Consider the following 13961-nt stretch of genomic DNA (forward strand, 5'->3'; position numbering starts at 1 on the left):
GAATTATATATTGGTCAGAGAAACGTTGTTTACAAACCCTTTGTAAACCAAAAAAAATTCTAGTTTTTAGAATTTGGTGATGATAAATTCTAAAAACTAGAAACACAACTGAAATTCAATTAGACGAGCGAAATTAGACCTACGAATATAAGTAACAAACTAAAAAATAAACTTAAAACACATGAAAAGGTTTAATAACATACTTGCAGAATATTGCTTATTTTAAGTCAGACATTGTTTTTAATTTATTATAAAGAGTTGCCAGAGAAATCTTTAAAGCCTTCGCTGCTTGTTTTTTTCCCTCGGCGGAGTCGCCGTAATGGTTTAAGGCCAAACGGATCATTTGTTTTTCCATTTGCTCAATGGGCATGATAGTTTCGCAAACAGGTTCCTGGGCAGCCGGCGACTCGGAATTTAGGAGATTAAGGATTGATTTGTGGCTGATTAATTCTTCCTCGGCGGTTACCATTGCTCTTTCCATGACATTTTGAAGTTCCCGTATGTTGCCTGGCCAGTTGTAATTGAGCAAAAGTTCTTCGGCATGGCCGGTTAAACCGACAACGCGTTTGCCAAATTTACGGTTAAATTTTACGACGAGGGAATGAACATAGGCAGGAATGTCTTCTTTGTGATTGCGCAGCGGCGGCAAGCGCAGTTCCAGAACGTTGAGCCGGTAATAAAGATCCTCACGAAAATCGCCTCGTTTGGCCATCGCCAGCAAATTTCGATTGGTAGCTGCAATAACGCGGACATCCACTTTAATCGTTTGGGTTCCCCCAACCCGTTCGAACTCCATATCCTGTAAAACGCGCAGAAGTTTGGCTTGTAAATAGGGATTCATATCACCGATCTCGTCCAAAAAAATGGTTCCTCCGTGGGCTAACTCCATTTTTCCGAGCTTTGTTTTTAAGGCTCCAGTAAAGGCGCCTTTTTCATGTCCAAAAAATTCACTTTCGAGCAGAGTTTCAGGGATTGCCGCGCAGTTCACCTTAATAAAAGGCTTGTCAAAACGTAAACTTGCGCTCTGGATGGCATGAGCAAATAGTTCTTTTCCAGTACCGGATTCTCCGGTGATGAGTATTGTCGAATTGCTTTTCGCTGCTTTTCGGGCCAAATTTAAGGCGCTTTCAAATTCAGGGTGACTGCCGATTAAATCATCGAAGGTATAGGAGCTGGTAGAGATTTGATTAATGCGGCTTCGCAGATCATCAATCACCTGATTGGAAGCTTTAAGTTGTTCCATCAGCTTATAAATGTCTGTCAGCGGTTGGAAGACCACGACGGCTCCTTCCATTTTGCCGTCAACTATAATCGGTGATGCATTGGAGATAACTTCAACATTGGAGCCTCCCACTTGTGCTCTGTGGGCGAATACGGATTCATGCGTCCGCAAAGAGCGTGCCAGGGCACCGTTGGGAGAGACCTCAAAAATATTGCAGCCAATTCTTTCACTCGCCGGAATTAAAGTCACCCGACTAAAGGAGGGGTTGACATATTTAATCTTTCCGTCAATTCCTGCGACTTCAATGGCTTCCTGGACGGAGTTCAAAATCGTATCCAGTTCTCCTTTTAACCGTTTGATTTCCGCGAGCTTTTCTGTTTCTTCGATGATATACATCATAAGATTTGCGCCTTGTGCTTCAACTAAAGCGCTGGACTTGGCCTTCTGACGTTCTAAATGTTCTTGTACCTCCGGACTGCCGGTTGCTTCAATAATGACGTCGAGATTGGGGACCTTCAGAAAAGCCTCCAGGGTCATGCAGGTTGCCACACCTTCCAACCTGGCCATTTCCATTCCGGCATTCTTATCTATACGATCACAAACGACAATGATCTCAATATTGTCAATCTTGCGCAGGGTCTTATAAACCGTTGTTCCACCTTGTCCCATACCCACAATACCAACTCTTACCTTATGAGCCATCGCCGACACTCCATTCTGGAATTTAGATATTAGAATATTCGCTTTTTTCTTTTAATTCCCTGTTAAGTTATTTAATTTTTAGAAATTCATCCAGTTTCTAAGACCCCCACTTCTTAAAAGTGGGGGTGGGTCCTTCGTTAACTTCAGGTGGGGTAGAGTCCTCTTTCGCCGCTAAGTATTTCTATTGGGAAAGGCGGCTCGGCAATAATGTCCACTGGACATTATTGTATCTGAAGCCCCGATGTTCAGCTTTAGCTGAACGAGTTCACTGTTAATGAAGAAAGCTTTCCCTCTGAGTTACTTTATTTCTAATATCTTAATCTAATTTTTAGAATCTGGAATTCAGTTCTCTCTGATTTCGAGGAGAGAAGTCTTTAGAAAAGCATGGCATTAGGCCTTTTCATACATAATAGAATATTCTAATAATTGGCACAATTATTGCTAAATGATTATGCCAAGAGAAACTATTTAAGGCCGCTGCATCAGTTTTATGGTTTGAGCGATGTGGTGATCAGAAAGGAGTCTGCAGCAAACGAAATTGAGGGAATACGTAATATGGGGGGGAAGAGAGTGAAGGAAATTCAAGTGGCAGAAATCATTTTAGCAATTGAAAAACTTTGTATAGAGTCAAACTATAACCTCGGTGTCGATATCATGCGGGGATTTAAAAAGGCAATGCGGGATGAGCGCTCACCTTTAGGTGCTGCAATCTTGGAACGTCTGATTGAAAACGCCAAAGTTGCTGAAGAGGAAAGTGTTCCAATGTGCCAAGATACTGGAATGGCGGTAATTTTTGTTGAAGTCGGGCAAGATTTGCACATCGTCGGCGGTCTCCTAACAGAGGCTATTGATGAAGGAGTGCGCCGCGGTTATGAAAAAGGATATTTACGCAAATCCGTCGTGAAAGATCCTTTTGACCGGATCAATACAGGAGATAATACACCGGCAATTATTCACTATGATATCGTTCCGGGCGATTCTATGCGCCTGATAGTGGCTCCGAAAGGGTTCGGCAGTGAAAATATGGGCGGCATAAAAATGTGTAAGCCTTCTGAGGGCTTAGAAGGTGCCATGCGGTTTGTCGTAGACACAGTCGATCGAGCGGGTGGAAATCCTTGTCCCCCAATTATTGTCGGAGTTGGGGTAGGGGGAACCATGGAAAAAGCAACTTTCCTTGCTAAAAAGAGCTTGCTGCGGGAAGTAGGCAGACATAATCCGGAAGAGCGTCTGGCGAGAATTGAGGAGGAGTTACTAAATCGAATTAATCGGCTGGGCATTGGTCCCCAAGGGTTTGGTGGAGTGACCACAGCCCTTGCTGTCAACTTAGAGGTCTATCCCACTCATATCGCCGGGATGCCGGTCGCGGTCAACATTGGCTGCCATGCAACTCGCCACAAAGAAATTGTTTTACAAGGGAGGATAGGCAGATGAGCGAAGCTCTGCGGATTGAAACTCCTCTCACCCAGGAGAAAATCAAAGGCTTGATGGCAGGGGATAATGTCTTAATCAGCGGTGTAATCTATACCGGGCGAGATGCGGCCCATAAAAAAATGGTCGAGGCTTTGGAGCAAGGTGCTGACCTTCCTTTTCCCTTGAACGATCAGATTATCTACTTCGTAGGACCGACACCGGCTAGAGAAGGACAAGTGATTGGCTCGGCCGGTCCGACGACAAGCGGACGGATGGATGCCTATTCTCCCAAGTTAATTGCTGAAGGGTTAACAGGAATGATTGGCAAAGGGCTGCGCTCTCAAGAGGTCATTAATGCCATGAAAGAACATGGTGCCGTGTACTTCGGTGCAATAGGGGGAGCGGGTGCCATTATCTCGAAATGCATCATTTCAGCTGAAGTCATTGCCTATCCTGAACTGGGAACAGAGGCGATACGACGCCTAACCGTCAAGGATTTTCCTGCAATTGTGGTCATCGACCATTGTGGCAACAATCTCTACGAAATAGGGAAAGAACAATATCGAAAACCGTGACTTCCTCATCTATTAAACCACTCGTAGAAAGGAGTTTAGCAGAACCATGAAGAAAAACAATTATCGTCATTTCATTATGGGTATGATCGTCTTCATGACCGTGGTAAACTATATCGACCGAGGAGCAATATCCTACGCTCAAAAGGACATTATTTCTGCATTCGGTTTAAATGCCAAATCTTGGGGAGAAGTTCTTGGGTATTTTGGCTACGGTTATATGTTCGGAGCTCTATTTGGCGGTGCCCTATCCGATAAAAAAGGGCCGAAGTTTGTTTGGCTGCTGGCCGGCAGTTTTTGGTCCATCTTTGAAATTTGTACTGCCTTCGCTGGAAATATTGGCTTAGCGGTCCTAGGTGGATCGGCTCTGGCTGGATTTGGAATTTTCCGTGTCTTATTTGGTCTGTCGGAAGGTCCCCTTTTCTCAACGATGAACAAAACGATGGCTAACTGGGCCGCACCTCATGAAAAAGGGTTTGCCACTTCCTTAGGATTACTCGGTGTGCCGGTTGGCGCCGCTCTCACAGCTCCTGCAGCAGTTGCCCTGTTATCAGTATTTAACTGGCAAGTTACCTTTGTACTTCTAGGATGTTTGGGTTTGATTTGGGTAACTGTATGGTCAAGGGTCTTTACAAACTTGCCGGAAAACCACCCAAAGGTTACAGAAGATGAATTAGAAATTATTCGTTCCAAGAAATCATTACTTGCTAACGAAACTGGGTTTAATCAAGACTCAAATGTCAAATGGTATCATTTCTTCAGTAACCCGACATTGATCTTCAACGCAGTTGGCTATTTCGCATTTCAATACGTTAACTTCTTAATTCTTACTTGGACTCCTAAATATTTACAAGATGTGTTTCATTACAATTTAAGTTCTCTGTGGTATTTAGGTATGATTCCATGGTTAGGGGCTATTCCAACCGTTATTTTAGGCGGAAAAATTTCCGATTACTTACGCAGAAAAACCGGCAGTTTAAGAATAGCCCGTTCCGGTTTAGCTGTGGTTTCTCTGTTGTTCACCGCAATTTGTTTTTTGCTGATTCCTTACGTTCATACGGCCTCAGCCGTTCTTACCTTAATGGCTGTGGGGAATGCCTTTAACTTCTTGCCCAATTCCGTTTATTGGACTGTTATCTTGGATACCGAACCAAACAGAGCCGGTATCTTCGGCGGAGTGACTCACTTCTTTACAAATATTGCAACAGTGCTTGCTCCAACCTTGACAGGTGCTTTGGTCTTAAGCTACGGTTATCCCTCAATGTTTAAAGCAGCTATGGTTGCAGCACTTGTTGGAATGATCGCCATGGTTTTCGTGAAACCGGGAAAAAAAGCGGCAATCGGCAAAGGATTTGGTCAAGCTGCTAAATAATAATTAAAACGATAACAAGAACCCTCGTGCAGACGGGGGTTCTTAGTTTTTTGAAGATTTATTTTATTGGGCAAACACCGAACAAGTTTTTAATGGAATATTTTGAGATGTGATCATTATAGGGAGGGAATTTAAAATGTATCATTATGTACGCAGAGGCGAAACGCTTCATATAATTGCCAAGAACTATGGGACACACGTTCATCGTCTGATAGTATTAAATCCACAAATTTGTAATCCTAACCGAATTTACCCAGGCGAAAGAATTAGAGTTCGCTAATCGACAAAAAGGAGGGCTTCTGCCCTCCTTTTTCCGTGTGGCAGAAGTAGGTGAACCTTCGGTTCCTTGTGGTCTTCTAAAGATCATGTTGTTCAGAGAAGATGTTTTATAGGTTTTTTAATTTAAACAATTAGTTTCGACAGTAGCTTATTTTTTGTCAAAAAATAAATAAATAAATTTAACTTTATGAATGATTTTTTTGCAAAATTTAAATTGTCTGCCTTAAAATTTGTAGGTAATATAGACAAAATAGTTTTCCCTTTAGATACATCCCTTTCAATTCCTTCATAAGGCTAAGAATGGTTTTACAAAATTACTTTCGTCGTGTTTCAAAAGTATTTGGTTTTTATTCCGATTACAAATGATTAATCACCAGGTTATACAGAAGTGAATTCAAAATAACAATATAGATATTTTTAATTCCCGTTCATCCAGCTTTTGAATTCTAAAGAATAATCTGGGTTAATTAGGTGCAATTTAACTATGCTGGGCTTTCAAGGGCATTTAGATGATTATCGAAGTCATTAGTGATTGTATGTCGAGTTAAAAAGCAAACGTATTAAGCCACTGCTTTATTTTATAGGGAAGAACTTTAAAAAGGGTTGGTGAAGAAATGCTTCAAACAAAAGTCTGGAGAAACTTAATTATTTCTATCGCGGTAACAATTATTGCTGTGGCAGTATTAACACGGTCAATACAGCCCGCCCAAACTCCCCCGTCTAACCAATCGAGTCAAACCCCTTCTTCAAACACGTCTTCCAGCACTACTCAAGTAAGCGGTGTGAATTTATATAACACTTATTGTTCGGCCTGTCATGGTTCTAACGGTTCAGGGGCGAGCGGTCCGGCCCTTAACTCGGGAAGTTGGTCTGATTCATCCAAGGTTCAGACTATAGTTAAATCGGGTAAAGGAGGTATGCCAGGTTTTCAAGGGCAATTAAGTGATCCTCAAATAAAAGCCATTGGTGATTATGTAGCTGCACTTAAACAATAAAAATGTGAGGTGTAGTTGAACATAGCTAGAATGTAGAAAAGTTGAAGGGAAGAATGAGTTTTGAAATCAAATATTGCATCAGTTTTCTCTTATAAATGGATTACTAAAGAGCCAATTAAGCTTTCGATTGAAAAAACTCGTTTAATTTTACTTTTTATTGTACTGAATTATTTAATTGTATTTTTAGATGTGACGATCGCCCATGCAGGGGATGCTTTTTCGCCGGTTTACGAATGGATTCCAGTTGTATTTTGTCCGCTCGCAGCTATTGCAGCTCTTCTTCTCTTATTTAAACCAAAGCCAGGCATTATAAATACTCTGCATATGGGGCTTAATTTGCTTGGTATTTGTATCTGAGTACTAGGGTTCATCTTTCATCTAACGGGTGTAATAGGCGGTAATTCCTTTAGCCTCACCAAACTGGTAGGTGGTAATCCTGTTTTCGCTCCTTTGGCATTCATAGCTCTCGGAATTATCGGTGCTATTACCGGGATGGATGATCGCCCACGATCAAAAAGATATGGACTGACTCAAAAAACACGTTGGCTGCTTATGGCCACAGCCTTCTGGTTTTTCGCTACGGCCCTAGTTGCCTTTTTCGATCATGCCAGTACTCGCTTTGGCAATTTCTACACATGGTTTCCTGTTTATATAGGATTTTTTGCCGCAAGTGTTGTTTTCCTTCAGGCGTACTCTTCCCTAGATAAAATGACTTCTCGGCTATTTGCTATGACCATGGTACTGAGTATGTTAATTGGTTTATTGGGTTTCATTCTTCACCTTTCGGCGGATGTATCAGGAGGATTTAGTTGGAGAAGAGTATTTTATGGTGCCCCTGGGTTAGCGCCACTCCTTTTTTGTGATCTGGCAATGTGGGGAGGTCTTGTCTACTTAGACCCTATTGTTTCGCCTGACGAGGAGGGCTGCGGAGCTGGCTGAAGATTTTGCACATTGTAACTCAACCAAAAATGAATTATAATGAAGAAACACCTTTACCTGTTTCTATATCAAACAGGTAAAGGTGTTCCTTCTTTTTGGGAGGAACTATGAAAAAAGCTAGGTTGTATACAGAATTTGCATATCTTTTTGGCATTGCCGCTTTGGCGCTGGGAACGGCGTTTATGGAAAAAGTGAACTTGGGTATTTCCATGGTTGTTGCTCCAGCATACCTGATATATCTTAAATTATCTAGGATTTGGACCTTTATGACGTTCGGAATGGCGGAGTATATATTGCAGTTGTGTCTTCTCGTTATCATGGCTTTCTTTATGAGAAAGTTTAAAGTATCCTATTTGTTTTCCTTTGTTACAGCAGTTATTTACGGTTTTACCCTAGACAGTTGTATGAAACTGATTGCAAATATCGACGCTTCATCGTTTGCCGGACATATTGCATTTTATATCATTGGGCTAATCCTATGTGCGTGCTCTACTCAACGGAAAAATTATTGGTGTTTTTAGCAATTTGATGGAGAGATATCTTAGTTTTATAGACGGTCTTCCATTAAGGAAATTTTTTTAGTTTCGCTTAAAATTTCGGAGAGGCAGATTATTACGAACAAACTCAACAGGTGCTATACTGCTAATCATTGATCAGTAAATTGTCATCACACAGTAATATATGGTAATATAATTTGACGAAAACTAAATACTGAGGTGGCAAAATGAATAACGTGAGTGGTAATGGGCACGGTGCTGGAATTGCTGCAATTATTATTTCAGCATTAGGCTTTGCTTTCTATCCGATTTTTGGGAAATTTGTTTTTGCGGGCGGAGCAAGTTTGGCAACGGTTTTGTTTGTTCGTTTTTTTATTGGGGCGATAGCTTTTTGGAGTTTAGTTTTCATGAGAAAAAGCATGAAGCATTTCGCTAAACGGGATTTTGTCAGACTTTGGTTACTTGGCGGTGTCATTTATGCAGGGCAAGCTGGGTTATATATTTCAGCGGTAAAATTCATACCGAGTTCCATGGCTTCTCTTATTTTTTATGTATATCCTGTTTTAGTTACAGTTTTAGCTTTAGCAACTAAACAGGAAAGACTATCCATTAGCAAAGTCAGCGGTTTGCTTTTTTCCATTTTGGGCTTAATCCTCGTTTTAGGAGTAAGCTTTGAAGGGTTGAATTTACTCGGAATCTTCTGTGCTTTGGGCGCGGCGGCAATTTATTCGGTCTATATTCTAACAAGTAATCGCATAATAAATTCGGTTAGCCCGCTGCTCAGTTCTGCGGTCATTTCAAGTGCAGCGTGTGTAACCTATGGGATAACGGGTCTGATTCAGGGATTCACATGGAATATCGCTGCTATAACCTGGATGGAGATTTTGGGGATCGCAATTTTGTCTACCATTATAGCAATCTTAACATTTTTTTGGGGACTTCGGAAAGTTGGACCGACAACAGCCTCAATTGTCAGTACCTTAGAGCCAGTGTTAACTGTGGGTTTAGCTTATATTTTCCTAGGTGAATATTTGAATTCTACCCAAAATATTGGTGCTGCTTGTGTCTTATCAGGAGCTGTTTTAGCTGCTTGGCCTCGCAAAAAAACAACTATATCTACAAAAGAAGCGAAATTGTAAATTCTCCCATACTTAAACATGGGAGGGGCCTGCACAATGTTGCAGCATGATAGCTTTAACTTGATTAATTTGTGGTATACTATGGAATGTTATAAACTTAATGGAGGTTATTATGAATAACGGACAGGAACAATTTTTGAGTTTTATTTTAGAAAGAGTTCAAACTGAGAAGGTAGAAGAAGCAAAAGTTTTACTTGCTGAAAACTTTAAGAGACTGGCGGAAGGTAATTTAACACAGGATGATATTATGCAGTTTATTCCTAAAATGATTGCTTTGCTAAAACCGGAAAAGCTGGAGGAAGTACAAACAGTTGCAATGCAGTTTGCTGAAAATTTTAAGGATTCATTGCCTAACAACAAACTCGGATAGTACATAAGAAAGAGCAGCGTCTAATATCTTACAAAAAACTAAGGGGTATCGCCTTGCGATACCTCTTAGTTTTTTGTAAACTCTTTCGCCAGATATGTAACGAAACAACCGGTCGGCTGATTGGTGACAATGTATTTCAGGTTAATTTCAGTTTAGTAGACTATAGTGAAGATGTCGACTAATTTGTGAAGATATGTAAGTTGTAACACTTAATTGAAAGGTGTATTTTCCATACCTTGATTTTGAGTTATGATGATTATACGTTAAGAACCATGAAGGTACCATTGAGATTCAAAGTGAGCGGGGAAAAGGTACCTGTGTAACTATTTGGTTGCCTTGCGCTCAGCATTTGTAATCATGGTGTACTTGATCACAAGTCCATCATCCAGCCTAAAGGAACATAATGTTCACTTAAACAAAAACTTAGCTTCTTTTAACAGTCGCTTCATATTCAGGAGTTATACTATTAATAAACAAAGAGATTGTTCACTAATCAGGCAGTATGCCAATGTATTGGAGGAAGACTTAAAAACTATGACAGCGCAGGAAATTAAAACACTTGAAACTATTCTAGCTGAGATTGGTCTTGAGCATTTACAACCTAAAAGTAATGAACGTAAAGAAAGTATGCAAAAAGTAAAAAAGTATAAGATTAAAAAGCAAATACTAAATAATTAAGTATTTGCTTTTTAATCTTATATACGCTTTCCTCCGGTTAAGAAGCCTATAGGTTTGCTATGATTTTAGATGAGCTTTTGGCAAAGAGAACGCATTCTGTGACAGTAAAGTTTTAGCTGCCGATATATCAGATAAAGTATTAAATATCGCCAGAAAAGGAATATATACTTGAGAAGGAATAGCTAGATTTGCTGCCAGCAAATTGGCGAATGAGCTATTATTCTGACGGGTATGGGTTACGAAAAATAGCGAACCGTTGTAAACTATATAAGGAGCAGATTGGATTGGCCAAATAATCTAGAAAATGTGCGATAAATTAGGAGGAGTATTAAATTGATTATCATGAAAACCCCGCAGCAAATTGAGCTGATGGCTCAGGCGGGTAAAATATTGACTGCCTGCCACAGGGAACTCCGGGAGATTATTCATCCGGGTGTAACCACTATGGAAATCGATCACTTCGCAGATCACTTTATTAATTCTCACGGGGCGAAGGCTGAGCAAAAAGGGTATAAAGGATATCCTTTCGCGACTTGTGCTTCAGTCAACGATGAAATTTGCCACGGATTTCCAACTCAAACTCCTCTCCAGGATGGCGATATTGTCACCATTGATATGGTTGTTAATCTCAATGGATGGTTAGCTGATTCCGCTTGGTCTTATCCGGTGGGGCAAATTTCTGAAGAAGCTGACAAGCTTCTTAAAGCGACGAAAGAGTGCCTTTACATCGGTATAGAGAAAGCAATTATTGGGAATCGGCTTGGCGATATTTCACATGCTGTTCAAACTCATGCCGAGTCCCATGGCTTTTCTGTTGTACGTGATTTTACAGGACATGGTATAGGCCAGAAAATGCATGAAGACCCGCAAGTTCTCCATTACGGCAACCCTAACAGGGGGGTTAAGCTTTCAGAAGGGATGGTTTTCACCATCGAACCAATGATCAATATTGGCGCTTACAACCTGACAATCGACGAGAATGGATGGACAGCAAGGACAGCTGACGGCAGTTTATCGGCTCAGTATGAGCATACAATTGCTATTACTAAAAATGGTCCTTTGGTTTTAACTGAACAGAATTAAAACTGTTGTCTAATTGTCTATCATAACTGTTTTACGACAGATGTGGGTTGAATCTTCTAAAGGCAAATCTTGAGGATATGTTGCCTACAGGGTGCCTAATTGACCTTAAGGAAACTTATTGGTCAATTAGGTTTTCCAAGGTTTTAAGTTGCTTAGCAGTAGTCATACTTCTTTGTTTGCTGCCGCTAAGTGTCAAATACTTAACAGGTATTTCTGATGCTGATATAGCAGAAGATAGAGTAGTTGTTGATCTTTTGAGAGCAAGTAGGGATGGAACAGAAATTTATTTTGAAAGAAGAGTGAGCAAAAATGACTATCTACGTCGCACTATTGCGCGGTATTAACGTAGGTGGGAAAAATAGAATAAAGATGGCCGATTTGAAACTTGCTTTTGAGAATATTGGCCTTAAAAAGGTACAGACTTATATTCAAAGTGGGAATGTCTTATTTGAGTCTAATCAAGGAGAAGAACAGTTACGTCAGCTAATTGAAAACAAACTTGAAGATGCATTTGGTTTTTCTATTCCGGTTATTTTAAGAACGTCAATAGAATTAGAAGAGATTATCAATAACTGTCCCTTCTCGGAGGAAGAAGTGAGGGAAGCTCAGTCTGCATCAAAGGCTGAGAGCCTTTATGTCGGGTTGCTAGTTCAACCTCCTTCGGAAGAAGGAATTCTGCAATTGAATGATTATAAAAGCCAAACCGATCAATTTAAGATTATTGGTCGAGATGTATATCTTCTATTTCATAATAGTATCCGTAACTCTAAGCTTGCTAATAATCTGTATAAACTTAATGTCTTGACTACTACGCGGAACTGGAAGACGATAACTAAACTCGCCCAATTGGCAAAGTTAATAGAGCGTTAAGGTATTATGCCAATTAAAATTTTCCGCCGGAAGCATTGGGATGAATGATTTAAGTATTTATTCTAGTTTCTTGACATTAGTTTGATATCAAACTATAATATGCGTATGAATACAAACGATGTTGTATCTTTAATCTCAAAAATCAGGGAAAAGGCAAATAGGTTTATCGTATTAGCAATGACAAAATATGGGATTGAGGGTATCGTAACTTCTCATGGTGATATCATTAACGCCCTTTTTAATAACCCTAGATTAACTATGGCAGAGATCGCGGGGAAGATTGGCAGGGATAAGTCCACAGTTACGACACTTGTTGATAAGCTAGTCAGATTTGGCTATGTGGCAAAAGAAAGAGACACTGAAGATACAAGGGTTGTTTATGTGACTTTGACACCAAAAGGGAGCGAATTAAAACCCATATTTAATACAATATCAAGGGAGGTTTTAAACGCCTTATATTTTGACATCTCAGAAAACGAAAAGGAGGAGCTGATAAGAATTTTAAATAAGATTTATAAGAACTTATAATTTTTTAAAAAAATAGTTTGATATCAAACTAAATTGGAGTGATGAATGATGATAGATTTTACGAAAGCATTACCTAATCATAGCGAAAAATATGTTGGGGAAAACGACTTATTCTTAGAGATTTATGAAGATGAAGCAGATTCATTAACAACAAAAAGACCCCCTCTGCTTTTTGTTCACGGTGCATATACTGGAAGCTGGATGTGGAGCAAATATATTCCTCACTTTGTTAGAGAAGGGTGGAAATGTTATGCGATGAACATGAGAAGTCACTATAAGAGCAGGGTGCTGGATATGACTAAGGTAACCTACAAGGATTATATGGATGATATTAAAGAGATAACAACCCAGTGTGCTGAACCTCCAATAATCATAGGATTCAGCATGGGGGGAATCCTTTGTCAAAAGTTAGCCGAAACAGTAACATTTGCCGGTTTAGTGCTAATAGATACAAGTATAAGTAAAGAAGTCTATGAAATAGCCCCCTACACAGAATCGTTTAGTAGTATATCGGAAATTGTTGAACCTGCCCCAGCCCGTGAAGAGTATTTTAGTATTGATGAATCAGCAGATGACATTGCCTTTCAAAAAAAATATCTGACAATGGAATCCTCAAAGGCGAGAAATGCTATATTTCCTTTCACTGCGAATGGAGGAATTTCGATAAACGGCGGTTTGATTTCTTGCCCCAGCTTGGTGATTAAAGCAGTGAATAGTGATGCTGATGATAAAAGAGGCAGGGCGACTGCTGAGCAGATCAAGGCTGAGTATATAGGCCTTTGTAATAAAACTCACACAGGTTTATTGATCGGCCAAAGATATATGGAGACAGTCGATAGGATTATAGAATGGTTAAAAAGGTTTTAAGAAGGATGGTCAAAAAATGTTCACCGAACGACAAACAATTCAATACAACGGTATTAACATTCCCAGTATCATAAATATCCCATCCAATCCCTATGGCGCAGCAGTAATTGTTCACGGTTATGGCGGATGTAAGGAAGAACAATTAGGACTTGCCTGGCGAGCCGCAGAACTGGGGTTAGCGACTTGTGCTATAGATCTGCATGGACATGGAGAGAATATGCTCAATTTAGAGCAGGGAATTTTTTCGGATGTAGAAGCAGCAGTCGATTATTGCCGTCGCTTTGCATGTCAAAAACTTTCTCATGCAGACACGAGACTTAATTTTATTGAAGGAGTACTACATAGCGATATATTTTTTCTTGAGGCTACACTCTTGATTGTAATTAATCAATTGAAAGAGTGGTTTTGCTTACAATAACGTTCTGGCGTATTTAAAAA

The 13961-nt window shown here is 40.1% G+C and carries 17 protein-coding genes; 16 read left to right on the plus strand and 1 reads right to left on the minus strand.

Going from position 1 to position 13961, the window contains the following annotated elements; genetic code table 11:
- Positions 1–217: 217 nt before the first annotated feature.
- Positions 218–1924 carry a sigma 54-interacting transcriptional regulator gene (locus tag B5Y67_RS12065; protein WP_088226679.1) on the minus strand — a complete coding sequence of 569 codons (1707 nt, stop codon included), beginning with the start codon at positions 1922–1924 and terminating at the stop codon, positions 218–220.
- Positions 1925–2494: 570 nt separating this feature from the next.
- Here B5Y67_RS12065 and B5Y67_RS12070 point away from each other — a divergent pair.
- From B5Y67_RS12070 to B5Y67_RS12135, 16 genes are all read left to right on the plus strand, one after another.
- Positions 2495–3355 carry a fumarate hydratase gene (locus B5Y67_RS12070; protein WP_170932681.1) on the plus strand — a complete coding sequence of 287 codons (861 nt, stop codon included), beginning with the start codon at positions 2495–2497 and terminating at the stop codon, positions 3353–3355.
- A complete protein-coding gene (locus tag B5Y67_RS12075; protein ID WP_088226680.1) occupies positions 3352–3909 on the plus strand; it encodes a Fe-S-containing hydro-lyase in 558 nt (185 codons plus the stop codon). Before B5Y67_RS12070 ends, B5Y67_RS12075 begins: the two co-directional genes overlap by 4 nt.
- A gap of 46 nt (positions 3910–3955) precedes the next feature.
- A complete protein-coding gene (locus tag B5Y67_RS12080) occupies positions 3956–5278 on the plus strand; it encodes an MFS transporter (protein WP_088226681.1) in 1323 nt (440 codons plus the stop codon).
- A 136-nt stretch (positions 5279–5414) separates the two neighbouring features.
- On the plus strand, positions 5415–5558 hold the full coding sequence (locus B5Y67_RS12085; protein WP_088226682.1) for a LysM peptidoglycan-binding domain-containing protein: 144 nt from the start codon (positions 5415–5417) through the stop codon (positions 5556–5558).
- Between the two features lie 613 nt (positions 5559–6171).
- Positions 6172–6552 (plus strand): cytochrome c, encoded by a 381-nt coding sequence (locus B5Y67_RS12090; protein ID WP_088226683.1) that lies wholly within the window; start codon positions 6172–6174, stop codon positions 6550–6552.
- 60 nt (positions 6553–6612) lie between these two features.
- Positions 6613–6909, plus strand: coding sequence for a hypothetical protein (locus tag B5Y67_RS25895; protein WP_242975944.1), 297 nt, complete (start codon positions 6613–6615; stop codon positions 6907–6909).
- A 135-nt stretch (positions 6910–7044) separates the two neighbouring features.
- The gene (locus tag B5Y67_RS25900) at positions 7045–7491 is read left to right on the plus strand and encodes a hypothetical protein (protein WP_242975945.1); all 447 of its coding nucleotides are present in this window, start codon (positions 7045–7047) and stop codon (positions 7489–7491) included.
- A 107-nt stretch (positions 7492–7598) separates the two neighbouring features.
- On the plus strand, positions 7599–8012 hold the full coding sequence (locus B5Y67_RS12100) for a hypothetical protein (protein WP_088226684.1): 414 nt from the start codon (positions 7599–7601) through the stop codon (positions 8010–8012).
- A gap of 203 nt (positions 8013–8215) precedes the next feature.
- Positions 8216–9127, plus strand: a complete 912-nt coding sequence (locus B5Y67_RS12105) for a DMT family transporter (RefSeq protein ID WP_088226685.1) — start codon at positions 8216–8218, stop codon at positions 9125–9127.
- A 112-nt stretch (positions 9128–9239) separates the two neighbouring features.
- Complete coding sequence (locus tag B5Y67_RS12110; RefSeq protein WP_088226686.1) at positions 9240–9497, plus strand: hypothetical protein; 258 nt, start codon at positions 9240–9242, stop codon at positions 9495–9497.
- 534 nt (positions 9498–10031) lie between these two features.
- A complete protein-coding gene (locus B5Y67_RS25365) occupies positions 10032–10175 on the plus strand; it encodes a hypothetical protein (RefSeq protein WP_170932682.1) in 144 nt (47 codons plus the stop codon).
- Between the two features lie 333 nt (positions 10176–10508).
- Positions 10509–11258 (plus strand): type I methionyl aminopeptidase, encoded by a 750-nt coding sequence (gene map / locus B5Y67_RS12115; protein ID WP_088226687.1) that lies wholly within the window; start codon positions 10509–10511, stop codon positions 11256–11258.
- Positions 11259–11567: 309 nt separating this feature from the next.
- Positions 11568–12128 carry a DUF1697 domain-containing protein gene (locus B5Y67_RS12120; RefSeq protein ID WP_088226688.1) on the plus strand — a complete coding sequence of 187 codons (561 nt, stop codon included), beginning with the start codon at positions 11568–11570 and terminating at the stop codon, positions 12126–12128.
- Between the two features lie 105 nt (positions 12129–12233).
- Positions 12234–12656, plus strand: coding sequence for a MarR family transcriptional regulator (locus B5Y67_RS12125; protein WP_088226776.1), 423 nt, complete (start codon positions 12234–12236; stop codon positions 12654–12656).
- A gap of 45 nt (positions 12657–12701) precedes the next feature.
- Positions 12702–13523 (plus strand): alpha/beta fold hydrolase, encoded by an 822-nt coding sequence (locus B5Y67_RS12130; RefSeq protein WP_207652417.1) that lies wholly within the window; start codon positions 12702–12704, stop codon positions 13521–13523.
- A gap of 16 nt (positions 13524–13539) precedes the next feature.
- Positions 13540–13941, plus strand: a complete 402-nt coding sequence (locus B5Y67_RS12135) for a hypothetical protein (RefSeq protein ID WP_088226690.1) — start codon at positions 13540–13542, stop codon at positions 13939–13941.
- The last annotated feature ends 20 nt before the right edge of the window (positions 13942–13961 follow it).

This window comes from Desulfosporosinus sp. FKB, assembly GCF_002196705.1.
Classification (GTDB): domain Bacteria; phylum Bacillota; class Desulfitobacteriia; order Desulfitobacteriales; family Desulfitobacteriaceae; genus Desulfosporosinus.

What these genes read in the sequence shown, in the direction of transcription:
- B5Y67_RS12105 (WP_088226685.1), top strand. Translation starts at nt 8,216, where the DNA reads ATGAATAACGTGAGTGGTAATGGGCACGGTGCTGGAATTGCTGCAATT.
- B5Y67_RS12085 (WP_088226682.1), top strand. Translation starts at nt 5,415, where the DNA reads ATGTATCATTATGTACGCAGAGGCGAAACGCTTCATATAATTGCCAAG.
- B5Y67_RS12135 (WP_088226690.1), top strand. Translation starts at nt 13,540, where the DNA reads ATGTTCACCGAACGACAAACAATTCAATACAACGGTATTAACATTCCC.
- B5Y67_RS12125 (WP_088226776.1), top strand. Translation starts at nt 12,234, where the DNA reads ATGAATACAAACGATGTTGTATCTTTAATCTCAAAAATCAGGGAAAAG.
- B5Y67_RS25365 (WP_170932682.1), top strand. Translation starts at nt 10,032, where the DNA reads ATGACAGCGCAGGAAATTAAAACACTTGAAACTATTCTAGCTGAGATT.
- B5Y67_RS12065 (WP_088226679.1), bottom strand. Translation starts at nt 1,924, where the DNA reads ATGGCTCATAAGGTAAGAGTTGGTATTGTGGGTATGGGACAAGGTGGA.
- B5Y67_RS12110 (WP_088226686.1), top strand. Translation starts at nt 9,240, where the DNA reads ATGAATAACGGACAGGAACAATTTTTGAGTTTTATTTTAGAAAGAGTT.
- B5Y67_RS12075 (WP_088226680.1), top strand. Translation starts at nt 3,352, where the DNA reads ATGAGCGAAGCTCTGCGGATTGAAACTCCTCTCACCCAGGAGAAAATC.
- B5Y67_RS12130 (WP_207652417.1), top strand. Translation starts at nt 12,702, where the DNA reads ATGATGATAGATTTTACGAAAGCATTACCTAATCATAGCGAAAAATAT.
- B5Y67_RS12090 (WP_088226683.1), top strand. Translation starts at nt 6,172, where the DNA reads ATGCTTCAAACAAAAGTCTGGAGAAACTTAATTATTTCTATCGCGGTA.
- B5Y67_RS12120 (WP_088226688.1), top strand. Translation starts at nt 11,568, where the DNA reads ATGACTATCTACGTCGCACTATTGCGCGGTATTAACGTAGGTGGGAAA.
- B5Y67_RS12080 (WP_088226681.1), top strand. Translation starts at nt 3,956, where the DNA reads ATGAAGAAAAACAATTATCGTCATTTCATTATGGGTATGATCGTCTTC.
- B5Y67_RS12100 (WP_088226684.1), top strand. Translation starts at nt 7,599, where the DNA reads ATGAAAAAAGCTAGGTTGTATACAGAATTTGCATATCTTTTTGGCATT.
- B5Y67_RS25900 (WP_242975945.1), top strand. Translation starts at nt 7,045, where the DNA reads ATGGATGATCGCCCACGATCAAAAAGATATGGACTGACTCAAAAAACA.